Source organism: Micrococcus sp. UYEF5, assembly GCF_040546065.1.
In the GTDB taxonomy this organism is placed as follows: domain Bacteria; phylum Actinomycetota; class Actinomycetes; order Actinomycetales; family Micrococcaceae; genus Micrococcus; species Micrococcus luteus.
Genome location: NZ_JBEPNB010000006.1, coordinates 77,955 through 95,213, shown reverse-complemented (window position 1 = coordinate 95,213; position 17,259 = coordinate 77,955). Strand labels below are relative to the sequence as shown.

The window sequence follows — 17,259 nt, the reverse complement described above, 5'->3', positions numbered from 1 at the left end:
ACCATGGCCCGCATGACGACGCCCGCCGAGGACACCCTCACCGCCCTGATCCACCTGCTGGACCGCGAGGGCTACGACGCCGTCACGGCCGACCAGCTCGCCCGCCAGGCCGGCATGAGCCGGGCCAGCTTCTTCCGCCACCTCGGCGGGAAGGAGGAGGTGGTCTTCGCCGACCACGCGGCGCTGCTCGCCCGCCTGGACGACTTCCTGCGCGGCACCTCCCTCGGCGTGCGGGAGGCCCTGGAGGAGGCGGTCCTCCAGGTCTTCCGGCATCACACCGCCGATCCGGACCGGGCCCGGGCGCGCTCCCGCCTGCTGCGCGGCTCCCAGGCGCTGCGCACGCGCGAGCTGCTCACCTCGCACCGCTACACGGAGCTGTTCTCCGGCTGGCTCGCCACGGCCCTGCCGGACACGCCCGTGCGCGGCGGGGTCGCCGTCGGGCTGGCGGCGGCCGTGGTGGCCGTCCACAACCGCGCCCTGCGGGCGTGGCTCCACGTCCCGGCCGACGACGCCGAGGCCGGCCTGCGCGCGGACCTCGCGGAGGTCATCGCGCGGCTCACGGCCGAGCCGGCCGAGGCCGAACGGACGCTCGCCGCCGTGCGCCGACTCCTGGACTGAGACCGGGCTCTCAGCGGCCGGCGACCTGCGCGTTCTCCGCCCCGAACGCGGGCGGGTAGCGGAACTCGCCGGCCGGCACCTCGGCCCCGTCCTGGAGCGTGAGGACCTGCAGCGCCTCGGGCTGCCGGGCGAAGGCCGCGTGCACGCCGTGCTCGGAGGCCCGGTGGAAGCCGAACTTCGCGTAGTACTCGGGCCAGCCGTAGACCACCACGACCTCCTCGCCGTCGGCCTGCGTCGCCTGCAGCAGGGCGTTGACGAGCGCGGTGCCGGCGCCCTCGCCCTGGTGCTCGGGCAGGACGCCGTGCGGGGCGAGCGCGAGCACCTCGGCGTCGTCGATGTGGGCCCGGACCAGGGTGCCGTAGCCCATCGGGTCCGACTGCAGGTCCGTGCCGGGGATCGCGGCGGTCATGGCCACGAGGGAGTACTGGGGCAGCCAGCCCTCCGCGCCGCCGGCGAGCGCCTCGACGAGGTCGGCCTCGGCCGTGGACGCGAAGGCGAGCTCGGCGATCTGGCGGACGGCGCGGCGGTCGGCCGGATCGTCGTGATCGGCCTCGCGGGTGGACCAGCGGTGGCCGAGATCCTGGCCGGCAGGGACGTGGGCGGTGCGGTGGCCGGGGGTCTGGGTGCTGTTCTGCTCGGCGCTCATGCGCTCACCGTAGCCAGGGTGTGACCCCGGATACAGAGACGGCGCCCTGCGTCACGCTCGTGACGCGGGCGCCGTCGCCTCCTCTGGCCGGGGGCGGGCTCAGTCGATCTGCAGCTCGCCCATCGGGCCGAAGCCCTCCGCACCGACCTGCTCGGAGATGATCTGGGGCGTGCTCGCCAGCAGCGGGCGCATCGCGTCCAGGCCCTCCTGGAAGTGCGGGGACGCGACGTGGGCCTGCGCACCCTCGTCCGTGAACCCCTCGAGCAGGAAGTACTCGTTCGGGCCGCCTTCCACCGGGCGGTACCACTCGAAGAACAGGTTGCCGGGCTCAGAGCGCACGTCCGCGGTATACTTCGCGACGGCGTCCATCCACTCGTCGGCACGCTCGGGCTGGACGGTGAACTTCAGGTTGATGAGGATCATGCCGTCCATTCTGGCCCACCCGGGACGGCCGCGGCACGGCCTCGCGTCCGCCGGTCGCGGAACCGCCGGGCCAGCAGCCACAGGCCCACGACGACGGCGACCACCAGCACGGCGACCAGCACCGGCAGGAACAGCGCGGCCGCGACGAGGCCGGCCGCCGAGACGTCCTCGGCCGCCGAGAGCACGGGCGCGGCGGCCCCCACCGTGACCGTGTCGGCTCCCACGACCGTCTGGACGACGTCGTTGACCGCGTCCACCCCGGGGATCTTGTCCGCGACGAGCTCGAGCGCGAGCAGGGCGCCGAGGATCCAGAGGGAGGCGTCGGCGGAGAGCCACGTCCACCCCGCGGGCAGGTCGACGAGCCCCGTGAACCGGTCCAGCAGACCCAGGGCGAGCAGGGGGATGTAGGCGTTGAGCCCGGCCGAGGTGGCCAGGCCCGTGCCGGTGAGGAACTCGAGCACGTCCGTCCCCGTCCTTCGCGGGTCGCTCGGGGCGCCCGGGCGGACGCTCCGGGTCCGAGGACCCTCGTTCCCCGGTGAACACCGCCGGCCGTCGGGCGCTTCCCGTCCGGGGTCGGTCCTACCATGGGCGCATGCCCCAGACCGCTCACTCCCCCCAGCACTCCGCCTCCGCCCCCGCGCTCGCCCTGACCATCGCCGGGTCCGAGGCCACCGGCGGCGCCGGCGCCCAGGCCGACCTCAAGACGTTCCAGGAACTCGGCGTCTTCGGCATCGTGGCGCTGACCTGCATCGTCTCCTTCGACCCGGAGGACGACTGGAACCACCGCTTCTTCCCCGTGCCCACCGAGATCCTCCAGCAGCAGCTCGACGCCATCCAGGGCGACTACCCGGAGCGGCTGCGCACCGTGAAGCTGGGCATGCAGGGCTCCCCGGAGTTCATCCGCACCTCGGCCGCGGCCCTGCGCCGCGCCGAGTGGGACCACGTGGTCCTGGACCCCGTGCTCATCTGCAAGGGCCAGGAGCCGGGCCACGCCCTGGACACGGACCAGGCGCTCAAGGCCGAGCTGCTGCCGCTGGCCACCTTCACCACCCCGAACCACTTCGAGACGGAGCAGCTCTCCGGCATGACCGTGCGCTCGGTCGAGGACCTGACGGCGGCCGCTCGGCGCATCCACGAGATCTCCGGCGCGGCCGTCCTGGCCAAGGGCGGGATGCACCTGCCCGGCCCGGACGCCGTGGACGTGTTCGTGGACGGGGACACCGTGGAGGTGCTCTCCGCCCCGAAGATCGGCCAGTCCGGCGTCTCTGGTGCGGGCTGCTCGCTCGCCGCCGCCGTCACCGCCGAGTTGGCCAAGGGTGCCACCACGCTCGAGGCCGCGCGCCGCGCCAAGGAGTTCGTGCGAGCCGGCATCGCGCAGGCGGTGGAGGGCCGCACGCCGTTCGCCGCCCTGTGGCAGGGCGGCCTGCGCTCCGCTTGAGCGCGCACGTGGGCCGCTGACTCGTCCTGAGCCGGGCGGTGCGCCACACTGGGGGCATGAAGCTCCCCTCCCCCGCCCCTTCCGTCCCCGGCGAGGTCCACCACTCGGCGTCGTCCGTTCCCGTCGACGACGCGGAGGCCGTCGTCCCCGCGTTGCGCCAGCGCGCCCTCGCCCCGGGCGGCCGGCTCTACGGGCTGGCGGCGGCGGCCGCGGTCGGCGGGCTCACCCTGTTGGATCCGCACGCCCGCCGAGGGCGCGAGCGCCGGGCCCTCGCAGAGCTCGAGGCCGCCGTCAGCGGCACGTTCCTCGCGGCCGAGACCGCCGGCGCCCTCCACACCGCCGCGATCGCCGACGGCGAGGTGGCCCCCTCCCCCGCCGCGCGTGCCCTGCGCGGGCTCGGCGGACTGGCCGTCGGCGGCGCGGTCGCGGCGGTCGCGCTGCGTGCCACCGGCCTGAACGACCGGATCGACGGCGCCGTGGTGCGCGGGCTCCAGCGGGTCGGCGTCCCCGCCCCGCGCGTCGCGCTGGCCGCAGCGGCCTCCCTGGCGATGCTGCTGGCCAACGAGGACGCCCGCCGGACCCGCCGCGACGCCGTCGAACTCGCCGTCACCGGCCCCGCCGGCCTGGACGAGGACACGGTCGACGAGGTCGAGCCCGAGGCCACCGCCGAGCTGCCGGTGGAGGTGCGCGTGCTGCTCGAGACCCTGCTCGACCCGGCGCTGGCCGAGGGCCGGGACCTGCCCGGGGCTGAGGCGCTGCGCTCCCAGCTGCCGCACGCGCGCACCGTCACCTCGGTGGCCGAGGCCATCCGTGAAGCCGGCGAGGTCCCGGACTGGGTGCCGCTCGTCGTCCAGACCGACGATGACATCCGTCGCGCGGTGCCGAACGACTGCGTCTGGCCCGTCCGCGGCCGCTTCGCCTCCGGCTCCGCCGGAGGACACGAACTCGAGCTGCGCCTGCAGGTGATCGACGGGGAGATCGGCGCCCTGACGGTGACCCTGCCCGCGGACGCCGAGGCGGACAGCGACGCCTGGGACGCGTTCCAGGAGATCGAGTCCTTCCCCGGCGTCGAGGACCTGACCTTCCACGTGGACGGCGACCGGCGCGCCTGACCGGGAACTCTCCCGGGGCCCGTCCAGCCCGGCCCACTACAGTGGGGACCCGCCCGACGTCGTCGATCCCCCTCCCGGAGAGTCCCCGCCATGACCACCCCCGCCCCGGTCGCGTCCGCCGCCCGTGCCCGTCGCCGCGCGGCCCGTTCCGGCCCCCGCCCGCAGCTGCGCATGGGACTGAACGGGTTCCTCGTGGCCTGGCTGCTGCCCAACCTCGTGATGGCCGCCGTGGTGGCGATCCTGGCCGTGGTCCCGGGGCTGCAGGCCTTCGGCAGCCTGACACCGCTGCTGACGGTGGTCGGGGTCGCCGGGCTGGTGGTGGGGCTGCCGCTGTGCCTGCTCGTGAACTGGGCGTTCCGGCACGTGCTCAACCAGTGGGTCCACGTGCTGGCGTACGCGCTGATCGGCATGCTCTACGGCCTGGTGGTGCTCACGCAGGGCGCTGCGGGCATCCTGCCGATGCTCATCCCGGTGATCGGCTTCCCGGCCGCCGTGCTCATGGCCCTGGGCCGGACCGCGGCCCGTCCCCTCGTCCGCACGGTCACCCCGGAGCCGTCGCCCGCCGAGCCGGCCTGAGCACGCCCGACAACGAGAAAGGACGATGGCCGGATGGCCATCGTCCTTCTCGGAACCGCGTCCGGGGCCCGCATCCCCTCAGGCATGTATCCCGGCTCGTGATTCGCACTGTGCACCGTCTCAATGGGGCATGACCCACTCTAGGAGGGACGACGGCGCCCCCGACAGTGGCGGAAGGTGCAGACTTTCGGGCCCTGATGTGATGCAGGTCACATGGGTCTGGTCCGCCGCTGCGACGGCGTCGGCCTCGTCAGACGCACCTGGGGAGCACCGCGCGCACCCGCCACCCCCAGCCCCCCGGCCCGGCCTCGATCGTGCCGCCGAAGGTGGCCACGCGATCCCGCATGGAGTTCAGGCCCACACCGGAGGAGTTCCACTGCGGCGGGCCGGACCGCTCGGTGACGGTGTTCTCCACCTCGAGCACCACGTCCGGCCCCGCGTCGCGGAGTTCGATGCACACGCGCGCGCCCTCGCCGGCGTGCTTGGCGACGTTCGTGGTGGCCTCCTGGAGCACCCGGTGCAGGGTGGAGCGCACGGAGATCGGCATCGCGTTCTGGTCGCAGCGGACGTCCGTCTCCACCGTCATTCCGAGACTGCGCAGCTCCTCGGCCAGTTGGGCCACGGACAGCACCGGATCCGCGGACGTCGCCCCGTCCGCGCCCCCCGCGGCGCCCGGCTCACCGCTCGGGTCCACGATCCCGTCCTCCTGGAGGATGGAGAGCATGCGCCGCAGGTCCCGCAGCGCGTCCTTCGCGGAGTCCCCCACCACGTCCAGCACGCCCTGAGCCGCCTCCGGGGCGCCGAGGTAGCGTGCCGTCCGAGCCTGCATCGAGATGATCGTGAGGTTGTGCGCGACCACGTCGTGCAGGTCGCGGGCCAGGGAGCGACGCTCGGCCTCGGCGGCCAGCCGGGCCCGCTCCTCCGCCTCGAACACCCGGCGGCGATCCCGCTCCCGCCGGGCCAAGCTCTCGCGGATGAAGAGCCCGCCGCCGAGGCCCATGGACATGAGCAGCAGGATGAACCACGTCGCGTTCGACTGACCCACCGCGAACGGCTGGGCGACGCCCCAGGTCAGTGCCAGGACGGCGGCCGTGACGACGAACCCCCAGGAACGGGCGGTCGCCGCGACGGCCCCGAGGACCACGGGCGCGACGACGGCGAAGAGCACCTCGGAACCGCCGACGACGGTCGCGACGGCCCCGGGCAGGAGCAGGGCGAAGCCCACCGTGCTGCGCCACCACTGGGCGAGGAAGGCGCTGGTCGCCGACGCGATGGCGATCCCGTCCAGGACCGGGATGGCGCCGTGGCCCGGGCCGAACAGACCGATGTCGGACGCGGTCGAGGCGAGCAGGAACGCCGACCCGAAGGCGAGATAGACGCGGCTCAGCGGCGCCGCGGCCCAGAACGCGCGCCACCGCAGGCTGCGCGCCTGACGCCACGCCGAAGAGCGGCGCGCCCGGGAGGGCGCGCCGCTCCGGACGGAGGGGGTCGATGGGCTCGAATCAGGCATCGGGGGCGGACCGCCCCGGGGTCAGTCGCACCAGATGCCGAAGTGGCGGCACGTCCACTCCGCAGTGCCTTTGCCGAGGCCCAGGGTCGTGACGACGTCGTCCTCGGCCGAGGCCGCCGAGGCGGCGGCGGCCGGAGCGCCGACGAGGGTGGAGGCGAGCAGGAGAGCGGAAGCGAGGAGAGCGCGAGTCTTCATGGCCCCAGTATGTATGATGCCCGTCACAAATGGTGCACGCCGCGCACAGGCCGCGCCGCGGCATGGCGCAGATGACGGCCGGCGGGCACCCCGGCCTCGCCCCGACGCCGACAAGGTGGCATGCGCCACAGCACCGGTTACGCTGACCTGCGTGTCCGAAGAGCTGCGCATCCTGATCGCCGACGACCAGCCGCTCATGAGCGGCGCGCTCCGCGTGCTCGTCGACTCTGCCCCCGGCATGACCTGCGTGGGTGTGGTCGCCAACGGCGTCGAAGCCGTGGAGGCGTGCGCCGCCATCGAGCCGGACGTGGTCCTGATGGACATGCAGATGCCCCTGATGGACGGGGTGGAGGCCACACGCCGGATCAAGGACACCCACCCCGCGATCCGGGTCCTGGCGATCACCACGTTCACGTCCGAGGACTACCTCGTGCCGGCCCTGCGCGCCGGAGCGGGCGGCTACCTCCTCAAGGACGCGGAGCCGCCGGCCATCCTGGGCGCCATTCAGGCCGTCCATCGCGGCGAGTCCGTGCTCTCCCCCGCCGTGGCGACCAAGCTGCTCGCCTCGATCGAGCGGGACCGGCCGACGGTGGGCCCCACCCCGGTGCAGCCCGGCAGCCCCGACGGCTCCGACCTCACCGAGCGGGAGCTGGGCGTGCTGCGGCTGTTGGCCCGGGGTCAGTCGAACCCGGAGATCGCCGCGAACCTCTTCGTCTCCGAGTCCACGGTCAAGGCCAACCTCACGCGGATCATGGCCAAGCTGGAGGTCCGCGACCGCGTCCAGCTGATCATCCGGGCGGCCCAGCTCGGGCTCGTCACCCTCGCCCTGGACTGAGCGCGGCGGGGTCAGCCGCGGGCCGCGATCTCGTTGCGCCGCGTGTTGAGGTCCTTCAGGACCTGCATCCCGTGCTCCACCACCGGGTCCGCCTCGGCCAGGAGCGAGTCCTTGGCCGGGCCGTAGGCGAGGTCGGCGAACGTGCCGTTCTCCGGGTCGAGGGCCCGGACCTCCTGCTGCACCAGGCGCACCTGGTCCAGGCCGGCCGCGTACTCCACCGATCGCTCGTCGATCTTCGTCAGGGACGCCTCCGCGTCCTCCGGGATCTGCTCCAGGGCGAACTGGGCCTCGTAGAGCAGGTTCTGGTACGTGCAGGGCTCCTCGATGTCGTAGAGCCCCACGCCACGGCCCACGGCCTCCTGATTGGCCTGCGCGATCTCCTCCGCCAGGCCCTCGCTGACGGCGACCTCCGTGGGGGCGGCCATGCCGGCCTCCGCCATGGCCACGTTGACGGTGCCGCCGCCGATCGAGATGACCGCGCTCTCCATCCCCTCGGGCGCGCCCTCGTCCGAGGTGGTCATGCTCGCGGTCGCCCCCTGCGGCAGCCGATCACGCAGCCAGGCGTAGGACTCCTCCCCCATGCAGAGGTCGGGGCCGACCTTGAGGCCCTCGGGGTTGCGGCCCGCGCTCGTGACGCCGGCGAGGACCACGGTCCGCTCGGTGCCGCCCTGGTTCACCACCACGGTGTTGCCGTCCAGCACGGAGACGATGTCCACGCGGGCGGCGTCGGCGGCCACGCCGCGGAGGACGGTGGCGATGCCCAGCAGGAGCAGCACAGCGGCGACGGCGAGGAAGACCAGCAGCCCCTTCAGGGGGACCCGGGCACGGGCGGCGACGTGAGTCATGCGGACTTCCTGCAGGTGGACGGTGGGACGGGGGGCCGCGACGACGGCCCGGAGCCCGAGTCTAGCGAAGGGCCCCGGGACCGCCGAGCGGTGGGCCGAGGGACGGCTGCGTCGGGCTCAGCGCTCCCGGCGGTAGAACGGGGTGGCCACCACGGTGAACGGCTCACCGCGGCCGCGCAGGTCCACCTGCAGGGACGTGCCCTCGGCGGCCACGTCGCGGCGGACGCGGGCCAGGGCGATGGGGTGTCCGAGGGTCGGGCTGGGGGCGCCCGAGGTCACCTCGCCCACCCGCTCGCCGGACTCGTCCAGCACGGCGTAGCCGTGCCGGGCGGCACGCCGACCCGCGCCCTGCAGCCCCACGACGACCTCCTCGACGTCGTCCTTGCCGACCAGCGCGGACCGGCCGACGAAGTCGGCCTCCTTGCTCGCGGGCACCGCGAAGCCGACGCCGGAGGCGTGCGGCTGGTGCCCGGTGTCCAGCTCGTTGCCGTAGAGCGGCATGCCCGCCTCGAGGCGCAGCGAGTCCCGCGAGGCGAGCCCGCACAGCGTCAGCTCCACGCCCGCCTCGTCCGCGGCCGAGAGCATCGTGTGCCACACGGCGGAGCCGCGGTCGCCGGCCTCGGCGGTGGAGGCGGCGGGCAGGAACAGCTCGAAGCCGTCCTCACCGGTGTAGCCGGTGCGGGCGACGACGGCGGTGACGTCGCCGGCGTCCGTGGGCACGGTCAGGGTCAGGTGGCCGTAGTACTTCAGCTCGGCCAGCTGCGCCGCGGCCTCCGGCATGGCCCGGGCGAGGATCGTCTCGGCCTGCGGGCCCTGCACGGCCACGAGGGCGGTGGTCGAGGACTCGTCCTCGACGGCGGCGTCCCAGCCCGACGCCCGCTGGTTCAGCGCGGTGTGGACCGCGGCGATGTTGCCCGCGTTGGGCACCACCAGGTAGTCGGGCTTGGAGCCGGCCTCGCCGTCGTCCATCCGGTAGACGATCGTGTCGTCCAGGACGGTGCCGGCGTCCGTCAGGCACAGGGCGTACTTGGCGCGGCCGGGCTTCAGGGTGGAGAGGACGCTCGAGAGGGCGTGGTCCAGCATGGCCCCGGCCTCCGGGCCGGTGACCCGGATCTCACCCATGTGGGAGAGGTCGAACAGGCCGGCGGAGGTGCGGACGGCCTTGTGCTCGGCCAGCTCGGAGCCGTACTTCAGGGGCATGTTCCAGCCGCCGAAGTCCGTGAACGTGGCGCCCGCGGCCTCGTGGACCGGGTGCAGCGGGGAGTTGCGCGTCGAATCGCTCATGGGGGTGATCCTCTCAGTCCTCGTCGGCGGTGTCGGCCACGGCGTCCTCGAACGCCTCGGGCGGCGGGCACGAGCACACGAGGTTGCGATCGCCGTAGGCGCCGTCGATGCGGCCCACCGGCGGCAGGTACTTGTCCAGACGCAGGCTCGGCACCGGCGTGCCCGCCTGGGCGCGCGAGTAGGGGCGATCCCACTCGTCGGCCATCAGGACGTTGAGGGTGTGCGGGGCGCGGCGCAGGACGGAGTCCGCCACGGTCTCCGGGGTGACGGCGGTGATCTCGGCGTGGATGGCCTCCATGGCCTCGATGAACCGCTCGATCTCCTCGAGGTCCTCGGACTCGGTGGGCTCCACCATGAGCGTGCCGGCCACGGGGAACGCCAGGGTGGGGGCGTGGAACCCGTAGTCGATGAGGCGCTTGCACACGTCCTCGGCGGTCACGCCCGTGCGGGCCGTGAGCTCGCGCAGGTCGAGGATGCACTCGTGCGCCACGAGGCCGTCGTTGCCCGTGTACAGCGTCGGGTAGAGGGGCGCGAGGCGGCGGGAGATGTAGTTGGCGCCCAGCAGCGCGTGCGCGGTGGCGGAGCGCAGGCCCTCGGCGCCCATCAGGTGGATGTAGGCCCAGGAGATGGGCAGCACGCCGGCCGAGCCGTGCGGGGCCGCGGTCATCAGGGCCTCGCGGGAGGGCAGGTACGGCACCAGGTGCTCGCCCACCGCCACGGGGCCCACGCCCGGGCCCCCGCCGCCGTGCGGGATGCAGAACGTCTTGTGCAGGTTCAGGTGGGAGACGTCTCCGCCGAACTCGCCCGGCTGGGCCAGGCCCACGAGCGCGTTGAGGTTGGCGCCGTCGATGTACACCTGGCCGCCCGCGGCGTGCACCGTGGCGCAGACCTCCTTGACGTCGGCGTCGTAGACGCCGTGCGTGGAGGGGTAGGTGATCATGATGGCCGCGATGCGGCCCTCGTTCGCCGCGATCTTGGCGTCCAGGTCGGCGGCGTCGATCGTGCCGTCGTCGGCGGTGGCGACGACGACGACCTTCAGCCCCGCCAGCACGGCCGAGGCCGCGTTGGTGCCGTGGGCGGAGGCCGGGATCAGGCAGATGTCCCGCTCACCCTCACCGCGGGCCAGGTGGTACTGGCGGATGGCCCACAGGCCCGCGAACTCGCCCTGCGAGCCGGCGTTCGGGGCCACCGAGACGCCCGCGTAGCCGGTGATCTCGGCGAGCTTGGCCTCCAGATCCGCGATCAGGAACCGCCAGCCCTCGGTCTGGTGGTCGGGCGCGAACGGGTGGATGGAGCAGAACTCGGGCCAGGAGATGGCCTCCATCTCCGCGGTGGCATTGAGCTTCATGGTGCACGAGCCCAGCGGGATCATGGTGCGGTCCAGCGCCAGGTCGTAGCCGGAGAGGCGGCGCAGGTAGCGCAGCATCTTCGTCTCCGAGTGGTGGGTGTTGAACACCGGGTGCATCATGAACGCGGAGGAGCGGCGCAGCGACTCCGGCACGGCCGGGGTGGCCACGGCGCCCTCGTGCGCAGAGGCCGGCAGGGAGCCCGCGTCCAGGCCGAACGCCGTCAGGACGGCCACGAGGTCGGCGTCGACGGTGGTCTCATCGGCTGCGATCCGCAGGGTGTCCGCGTCCACCAGGCGCAGGTTCACGCCGTTCTCCTCGGCGGCCTGCAGGACCTGCTCGGCCCGGCCGGGCACGCGGACGGTGATCGTGTCGAAGAAGTGCTCCTCGGCGACCTCGACGCCACCGGCCCGCAGCGCCTCCGCCAGGCGGACGGCCTGGGCGTGGGCGTGGCGGGCGATGCGGGCGATGCCCTGGGGGCCGTGGTAGACGGCGTACATCGAGGCGACGATCGCGAGCAGCGCCTGGGCGGTGCAGATGTTGGAGGTGGCCTTCTCGCGCCGGATGTGCTGTTCGCGCGTCTGGAGGGCGAGGCGGTAGGCGGGCTTGCCGGCGTCGTCGTAGGAGACGCCCACGAGGCGGCCCGGCATGCTGCGCTGCAGGCCCTCCTTCACGGCCATGTAGGCGGCGTGGGGGCCGCCGAAGAACAGGGGCACGCCGAAGCGCTGCGTGGAGCCGACGGCGATGTCCGCACCCTGCTCCCCGGGCGGAGTGATCAGGGCGAGGGAGAGGATGTCCGCGGCGACGGTCACGAGGGCGCCGGCCTCCTTGGCCTGCGCGATGACGGCGGCGTGGTCGTGGATGCGGCCGGAGTCGCCGGGCTGCTGCAGCACGACGCCGCACAGGCCCTTCTCCTCGACCTCGGCGCGGACGTCCTCCGGGATGCCTGCGGAGAGGTCGGCCACGCGCACGTCGATGCCCACGGCCTCGGCGCGCAGGCGCACCACGGAGAGGGTCTGCGGGAAGAGGTCCGCGTCGAGGAGGGTGACGCCGTCGGTCCTGCGGCGGTTGGCGCGGTGCATGAGGAGCACGGCCTCGGCGGCGGCGGAGGCCTCGTCCAGCAGGGAGGCGTTGGCGATGTCCAGGCCGGTGAGGTCCTGGACCATCGTCTGGTAGTTCAGGAGGGCCTCGAGGCGGCCCTGGGAGATCTCCGGCTGGTACGGCGTGTAGGCCGTGTACCAGGCCGGGTTCTCCAGCACCTTGCGGAGGATGACGCCCGGGGTGACGGTGTCCGAGAAGCCCTGCCCGATCATCTGGGTCTTCATGACGTTGCGGCCGGCGATCTCGCGCAGCTGCTCCAGGACCGCGGACTCGGTCAGCGGGGCGGGCAGCTCGAGGGGCTTCGGCTGGCGGATGCCGGCGGGGACGGCGGTGTCCACGAGGGCCTCGAGCGAGTCGTAGCCCAGGGTCTGCAGCATGTGCTCGACGTCCGCGGGGCGCGGGCCGATGTGGCGGGCCACGAAGGGGGCCGAGGCGGTGTCCTTAGGCTCGACGCGCTCGTGGGGCAGCGCGGTCGTGCTCTCGGTGGTCTGGGGGCTGGTCACGGGGTACCTCCGGGGGGATCCTGCCGTGGTCACGGCGTGGCTCTGCTCCTCCCCGCTCTGTCATGGACCTGAGAGTTTCCGACGCCCGGGTGGGCGGCTTGCACCGTCGGTGGTCTCGGTCCGGACGCGGGCGCGGCGGAGTGAGACGCTTTCCAGAGCGCCTGACCCCACGCGGTACGGATGCCTGAGAGATTCCCGGGGAGGGTTTGCTCCTTCGGCGGCCTGCTCACGCGGCCGGCCGGGGCAGGACGCGCGCCGACGCTCTCCCGCGCGGGGCATGCGGCGTGCCGTCAGTATCCCACACGTGTAGGCCGCGTCACAGGGCGCCCGGGAGGGGCCGGACGGGGCGTGTCGAAGGCTTTCGTTGATGAAACGGGCGCCCGGGAGGGGTTGAGTCGCCCCACGCGCCCGTGCCTACTGTGGCGAGGACGGGCGGGCGTGTTCCTCCGCCCCGGAGCCGACCGAGGGAGCGATCCACCCATGTACACCCGCAGCCGGAACGACGTCGAGAAGGTCGAGTGGGGCGGAGGCACCTCCGAACGCCTCATCACCGCGAAGGACGAGATGGGTTTCGCCGTCGCCCACACGATCGTGCGCGCCGGATCGTCCTCGAAGCTCCAGTACCGCAACCACCAGGAGGCCTGTTACTGCATCGCGGGCAACGGCTCCGTGGTGGAGCCGGACGGCACCGTCCACGAGATCACGCCGGGTGTCATCTACGTCCTGCCGGACCACGAGCCGCACGACCTGCGCGGCGGCACCGAGGACATGCACCTGATCTCGGTGTTCAACCCCGCCATCACCGGCGACGAGAAGCACACCCTGTCGGAGGACGGCTACTCCAGCTACTGAGCCCGGGCACGGTGACGGGAGGCGTCGACGACGGCGCCTCCCGCGTCGGCGCCGACGGCGGCGTCCGGTCGTAGGGTGGCGGGGTGCTCAACCTGTGCGCCCCCGAGCGCACCGTGCGTCGCAACACCCACCTGGCGCTGGTGCTGACCGCGATCGCGGGGATCCTCAACTCCGTGGGCTTCGTCGCCGTGGCCACGTACACGTCCCACATGACGGGGATCGTGGCGTCCATGGCGGACGCGGCGGTCCTCCACGCCCCGGGTCTGGTCGGCACGGGCCTGCTCGCGCTGGCCATGTTCATCCTGGGCGCGGTCGTCTGCGCGCTGGTGTTCAACTGGGGCCGGGTCAACGGCCTCCGGTCGCGGTACGCCAACATCCTCCTGCTCGAGGGCGTCGGCATGCTGGTGTTCGGCCTGCTCGCCGAGCACGTCCGCGATGCGCACCGGCCGCTGGTCGTGGTGGCCGTGCTGTGCTTCACCATGGGCCTGCAGAACGCCTTGATCACCCGCATCGGGGCGTGGCCGATCCGCACCACGCACGTGACGGGCATGGTCACGGACATCGGCGTCGAGCTCGGCAAGATCCTGTACCGCAACGGCCCCGGGGCCGCGGCCCCCGTCGTCGGGGAACCGCGGCGCGTGGGACTGCTGGCGCTGCTCGTGGCCCTGTTCTTCCTGGGCGGGGTGGCGGGCGCGGCCGGTTACCTCTGGCTGGGCTTCGAGGTGGTCATCCCGGTGGCTGGCGTGCTGCTGCTCATCGCCCACCGCCCGCTGGTCCAGGACCTGCAGGACGCGTGGCTCACACGAAGGCCGAGACGCCGGTGAGGGCCCGCCCCACGATCAGGGTGTTCATGCCGTAGGAGCCCTCGTAGGAGTAGATGGCCTCCACGTCCCCCATGATCTTGGCGATCTCGTGCTCCGTGAGCAGGCCGTTGCCGCCGAGGGCGTCGCGGGCGAGCGCCGCCGAGGACCGGGCCAGCCGGGTCGAGGTGGCCTTGGCCATGGCCGCGTGCATCATCTCCATCCGCCCCTCCTGCCGCAGGGCGTCCACCTGGAGCATCATGCCGGCGGACGCGGCGAGGTTGCCGGCGACCTCGGCGATCTGGGCCTGGATCAGCTGGAACGCGGCCAGCGGGCGGCCGAATTGCTCCCGCCGCAGCGCGTAGGAGCGCAGCACGTCCAGCACGCCCATCTGCGCGCCGACGCCCTGCCAGCCGACCCACATGCGCGAGTCGCGCAGCAGGGCGCGGGTGGCGGCGAAGGTGGTGGCGCCGGGCAGGATCGCGTCCGCGGGCAGGCGCACGTCCAGGGTGATGTCCGCGTTCTGCATGATCCGCAGGCCCATCTTCCCGCTGATCTTGGTGGCCTCGTAGCCGGGGGTGTCGGTGGGCACCACGAAGCCCTTGATCTCGCCGTCGGCGGTGTCGCGTGCCCAGACGAGCGCGACGTCGGCGATCGTGCCGGCCCCGATCCAGCGCTTGGCGCCGCGGATGACCCACTCGTCGCCGTCGCGGGTGGCGGTGGTGGCGAGGCCTCCGGCGATGTCCGAGCCGTGGTCCGGCTCGGTGAGGCAGAACGCGCCCAGGGCGTCGAAGGATTCGAGGCGCCCCTGCCACGTGGCCTTCTGACGCTCTGAGCCCAGGCCGGCGATCATGCCGAGGTTGAGCTCGTTGTGGATGCCCACGAGGGCGGACAGGGACAGGTCCACACGGGCGATCTCCGCGTGCACGAGCTGCTGGAACAGCGAGGACGAGCCGTCCAGGACGAGGCGTCCCAGACCCAGCTCGGCCAGGCCCGGCAGCAGGTCGAACGCGAACTCCTCGGCGTCCCAATACCGGGTCAGGTGCGGCCGCACGCGGGTCTGCAGGTGGTCCTCGATCGCGTCGAGCCGGGCACGCTCGACCGGTTCGAGGCGGTCCCGCAGGCGCAGCAGGTCCACGTGGGGCAGGCCGGGGGTGACGGCGGGCGCGCCAGGGGCGGGGACGGGGCGGTCGGCGATGGCGGTCATGGCTCTCCTTCGGGGGCGGTCCGACGACGGCGGGCGGTTTCGCCGCGAATCCGACTGTAGGACTTCCTACTATCCAGGTCTGCCAGTAGTGTTCCAGATCACAGGCCCCCGGCCAAGGATCCGTTCAGCAGCCATCCCGAGGAGGGACCCATGACCGTCCAGGACCCCACCGCCGTCGCCGCCCCGTCGCCGACGGAGGTGTTCCGCGTGGCCCGCGACCTGCTGGTCGAGTGCCAGACCGACGACGAGCGCGCCCGCGCCGAGTTCGAGTGGCCCCGCTTCGAGCACTTCAACTTCGGCTTCGACTGGTTCGACCGCCTGGCCCAGGACCCGGCCCGCGCGGACGTGCCGGCGCTGATCATCACCGAGGACGACGGGCGCAGCACCGAACGCACCTTCGCCGAGCTCTCCGCGGCCTCCAGCCGGGTGGCGAACTGGCTCTCCGCGCAGGGCCTGCGCCGCGGCGACCGCCTCCTCCTCATGCTGAACAACCAGGTGGAGCTGTGGGAGTTCATGCTCGCCTGCATCAAGCTGCGGGTGGTCATGGTGCCCACCACCACGCAGATGACCTCCGGGGACCTCGAGGACCGCGTGACGCGCGCCGGCGCCGCGTGGGCCGTGGCCGGCGCCGAGGACCTGGCCAAGTTCGCCGGCGTCGGCGAGGGCCTGCACCTGGTGCACGTGCCGGGCGTCTTCGCGGAGGGCCCGGCGCGCCGCGCCCCGGAGGTCGCCGGCCACACCGTGCTCTCCTACGACGACGCCGCCGACGCCGCCACCGAGCTGGCCCCGGCCGAGCCGACCCCCGCGGACGAGACGCTGCTCTTCTACTTCACCTCGGGCACCACCTCGAAGCCGAAGCTCGTGGAGCACACCCACACCTCGTACCCGGTCGGCCACCTCACGACGCTCTACTGGATCGGCCTGGAGCCGGGCGACGTGCACCTCAACGTGGCCTCCCCGGGCTGGGCCAAGCACGCGTGGTCCAACTTCTTCGCCCCGTGGATCGCGGAGGCCACGATCTTCGTGCACAACGCGCGCAAGTTCGACCCCGCGGCCCTGATGGCCAACATGGCGCGCTACGGCGTCACGAGCTTCTGCGCCCCGCCCACCGTGTGGCGCATGCTCATCAAGGCGGACCTGGCGCAGCTGACGACCCCGCCGACCAAGACCATCTCCGCGGGCGAGCCGCTCAACGCCGAGGTGATCGACCAGGTGCACAAGGCGTGGGGCACCACGATCCGCGACGGCTTCGGCATGACCGAGACCACCCTGCAGGTCGCGAACACCCCCGGCCAGAAGGTCGTCATCGGTTCGATGGGCCGCCCGCTGCCCGGCATGGACGTCACCCTGCTCGACCCGCTCACGGGCCAGGAGGCCGAGGAGGGCGAGATCTGCCTGCGCCTGGACCCGCGTCCGGTGGGCCTGCTGAAGTCCTACTACGGCGACCAGGAGAAGACGGACGAGGTGTTCCGCGACGGCGTCTTCCACACCGGCGACATCGCCCGCCGCGACGAGAACGGCGTGCTGACCTATGTGGGCCGCGCGGACGACGTCTTCAAGTCCTCGGACTACAAGGTGTCCCCGTTCGAGCTGGAGTCGGTGCTGGTCAAGCACCCGGCCGTGATGGAGGGCGCGATCGTCCCCACCCCGGACGAGCTGCGCCTGGCCGTGCCGAAGGCCTTCGTCACCCTCGCCCCGGGCCACGAGCCCACCGCGGAGACCGCCCGGGCGATCCTGCAGTTCACGCTCACCCAGCTGCCCCCGTACAAGCGCATCCGCCGCATCGAGTTCCTCGAGCTGCCGAAGACCATCTCGGGCAAGATCCGCCGCGTGGAGCTGCGCAAGGCCGAGGTCGAGCGCGCCCAGACGGGCGCCGCCCCGGACGGCTACGGCACCGAGTTCCGGGAGGAGGACCTGGACCTGCAGCGCTGACCGGCCGTTCCCCGCCACCGCCCCGTCCGTGTCCGG

Annotated in this window: 17 protein-coding genes and 1 riboswitch; of the genes, 8 read left to right on the top strand and 9 right to left on the bottom strand. The window is 73.1% G+C overall.

Annotated features, from left to right (window positions below):
* The first annotated feature begins 12 nt into the window (after positions 1 to 12).
* Entirely contained in the window at positions 13 to 618 is a 606-nt protein-coding gene (locus ABIB16_RS07615) for a TetR/AcrR family transcriptional regulator (RefSeq protein WP_095353596.1), read from the top strand.
* A gap of 10 nt (positions 619 to 628) precedes the next feature.
* Here ABIB16_RS07615 and ABIB16_RS07610 read toward each other — a convergent pair whose 3' ends face one another.
* The 3 genes from ABIB16_RS07610 to ABIB16_RS07600 form a co-directional block, all read right to left on the bottom strand.
* Positions 629 to 1,264 (bottom strand): GNAT family N-acetyltransferase, encoded by a 636-nt coding sequence (locus ABIB16_RS07610; RefSeq protein WP_095353572.1) that lies wholly within the window; start codon positions 1,262 to 1,264, stop codon positions 629 to 631.
* A 99-nt stretch (positions 1,265 to 1,363) separates the two neighbouring features.
* Entirely contained in the window at positions 1,364 to 1,687 is a 324-nt protein-coding gene (locus ABIB16_RS07605) for a putative quinol monooxygenase (protein WP_010079505.1), read from the bottom strand.
* Entirely contained in the window at positions 1,684 to 2,148 is a 465-nt protein-coding gene (locus ABIB16_RS07600; RefSeq protein WP_060775707.1) for a DUF4126 domain-containing protein, read from the bottom strand. Before ABIB16_RS07600 ends, ABIB16_RS07605 begins: the two co-directional genes overlap by 4 nt.
* Positions 2,149 to 2,279: 131 nt before the next feature.
* Between ABIB16_RS07600 and ABIB16_RS07595 the strand changes: the two genes are divergently transcribed.
* The 3 genes from ABIB16_RS07595 to ABIB16_RS07585 all read left to right on the top strand — a co-directional run bounded on the left by ABIB16_RS07595 (position 2,280) and on the right by ABIB16_RS07585 (position 4,813).
* Complete coding sequence (locus ABIB16_RS07595) at positions 2,280 to 3,125, top strand: hydroxymethylpyrimidine/phosphomethylpyrimidine kinase (protein ID WP_256836156.1); 846 nt, start codon at positions 2,280 to 2,282, stop codon at positions 3,123 to 3,125.
* A 56-nt stretch (positions 3,126 to 3,181) separates the two neighbouring features.
* Positions 3,182 to 4,237, top strand: coding sequence for a hypothetical protein (locus ABIB16_RS07590; protein WP_041102815.1), 1,056 nt, complete (start codon positions 3,182 to 3,184; stop codon positions 4,235 to 4,237).
* 90 nt (positions 4,238 to 4,327) lie between these two features.
* Positions 4,328 to 4,813, top strand: a complete 486-nt coding sequence (locus ABIB16_RS07585) for a hypothetical protein (protein WP_020624818.1) — start codon at positions 4,328 to 4,330, stop codon at positions 4,811 to 4,813.
* Positions 4,814 to 5,063: 250 nt separating this feature from the next.
* Here ABIB16_RS07585 and ABIB16_RS07580 read toward each other — a convergent pair whose 3' ends face one another.
* Positions 5,064 to 6,323 carry a sensor histidine kinase gene (locus ABIB16_RS07580; RefSeq protein WP_256836155.1) on the bottom strand — a complete coding sequence of 420 codons (1,260 nt, stop codon included), beginning with the start codon at positions 6,321 to 6,323 and terminating at the stop codon, positions 5,064 to 5,066.
* Between the two features lie 21 nt (positions 6,324 to 6,344).
* Positions 6,345 to 6,518: a hypothetical protein gene (locus ABIB16_RS07575; RefSeq protein ID WP_002856694.1), complete on the bottom strand. Its 174-nt coding sequence runs from the start codon at positions 6,516 to 6,518 to the stop codon at positions 6,345 to 6,347.
* Positions 6,519 to 6,669: 151 nt separating this feature from the next.
* Between ABIB16_RS07575 and ABIB16_RS07570 the strand changes: the two genes are divergently transcribed.
* A complete protein-coding gene (locus tag ABIB16_RS07570) occupies positions 6,670 to 7,353 on the top strand; it encodes a response regulator (RefSeq protein ID WP_102708203.1) in 684 nt (227 codons plus the stop codon).
* Positions 7,354 to 7,364: 11 nt separating this feature from the next.
* On the opposite strand, the gene ABIB16_RS07565 is transcribed toward ABIB16_RS07570, so the two are convergent.
* The 3 genes from ABIB16_RS07565 to gcvP all read right to left on the bottom strand — a co-directional run bounded on the left by ABIB16_RS07565 (position 7,365) and on the right by gcvP (position 12,432).
* Entirely contained in the window at positions 7,365 to 8,198 is an 834-nt protein-coding gene (locus ABIB16_RS07565; RefSeq protein ID WP_225348902.1) for a thermonuclease family protein, read from the bottom strand.
* Between the two features lie 117 nt (positions 8,199 to 8,315).
* On the bottom strand, positions 8,316 to 9,482 hold the full coding sequence (gene gcvT / locus ABIB16_RS07560; protein ID WP_192594012.1) for a glycine cleavage system aminomethyltransferase GcvT: 1,167 nt from the start codon (positions 9,480 to 9,482) through the stop codon (positions 8,316 to 8,318).
* Positions 9,483 to 9,495: 13 nt separating this feature from the next.
* Positions 9,496 to 12,432 carry an aminomethyl-transferring glycine dehydrogenase gene (gcvP, locus tag ABIB16_RS07555; protein ID WP_354436171.1) on the bottom strand — a complete coding sequence of 979 codons (2,937 nt, stop codon included), beginning with the start codon at positions 12,430 to 12,432 and terminating at the stop codon, positions 9,496 to 9,498.
* A 162-nt stretch (positions 12,433 to 12,594) separates the two neighbouring features.
* A riboswitch (glycine riboswitch) is annotated at positions 12,595 to 12,711 on the bottom strand.
* A gap of 201 nt (positions 12,712 to 12,912) precedes the next feature.
* Here gcvP and ABIB16_RS07550 point away from each other — a divergent pair.
* Positions 12,913 to 13,284, top strand: a complete 372-nt coding sequence (locus tag ABIB16_RS07550) for an ectoine synthase (RefSeq protein ID WP_020624813.1) — start codon at positions 12,913 to 12,915, stop codon at positions 13,282 to 13,284.
* An 83-nt stretch (positions 13,285 to 13,367) separates the two neighbouring features.
* The gene (locus ABIB16_RS07545; RefSeq protein ID WP_020624812.1) at positions 13,368 to 14,108 is read left to right on the top strand and encodes a YoaK family protein; all 741 of its coding nucleotides are present in this window, start codon (positions 13,368 to 13,370) and stop codon (positions 14,106 to 14,108) included.
* Here ABIB16_RS07545 and ABIB16_RS07540 read toward each other — a convergent pair.
* Positions 14,083 to 15,291 (bottom strand): acyl-CoA dehydrogenase family protein, encoded by a 1,209-nt coding sequence (locus ABIB16_RS07540; RefSeq protein ID WP_078025381.1) that lies wholly within the window; start codon positions 15,289 to 15,291, stop codon positions 14,083 to 14,085. The genes ABIB16_RS07545 and ABIB16_RS07540 overlap by 26 nt on opposite strands.
* Before the next feature lie 150 nt (positions 15,292 to 15,441).
* On the opposite strand from ABIB16_RS07540, the gene ABIB16_RS07535 reads away from it, so the two are divergent.
* Positions 15,442 to 17,223, top strand: a complete 1,782-nt coding sequence (locus ABIB16_RS07535; protein ID WP_354436170.1) for an AMP-binding protein — start codon at positions 15,442 to 15,444, stop codon at positions 17,221 to 17,223.
* The last annotated feature ends 36 nt before the right edge of the window (positions 17,224 to 17,259 follow it).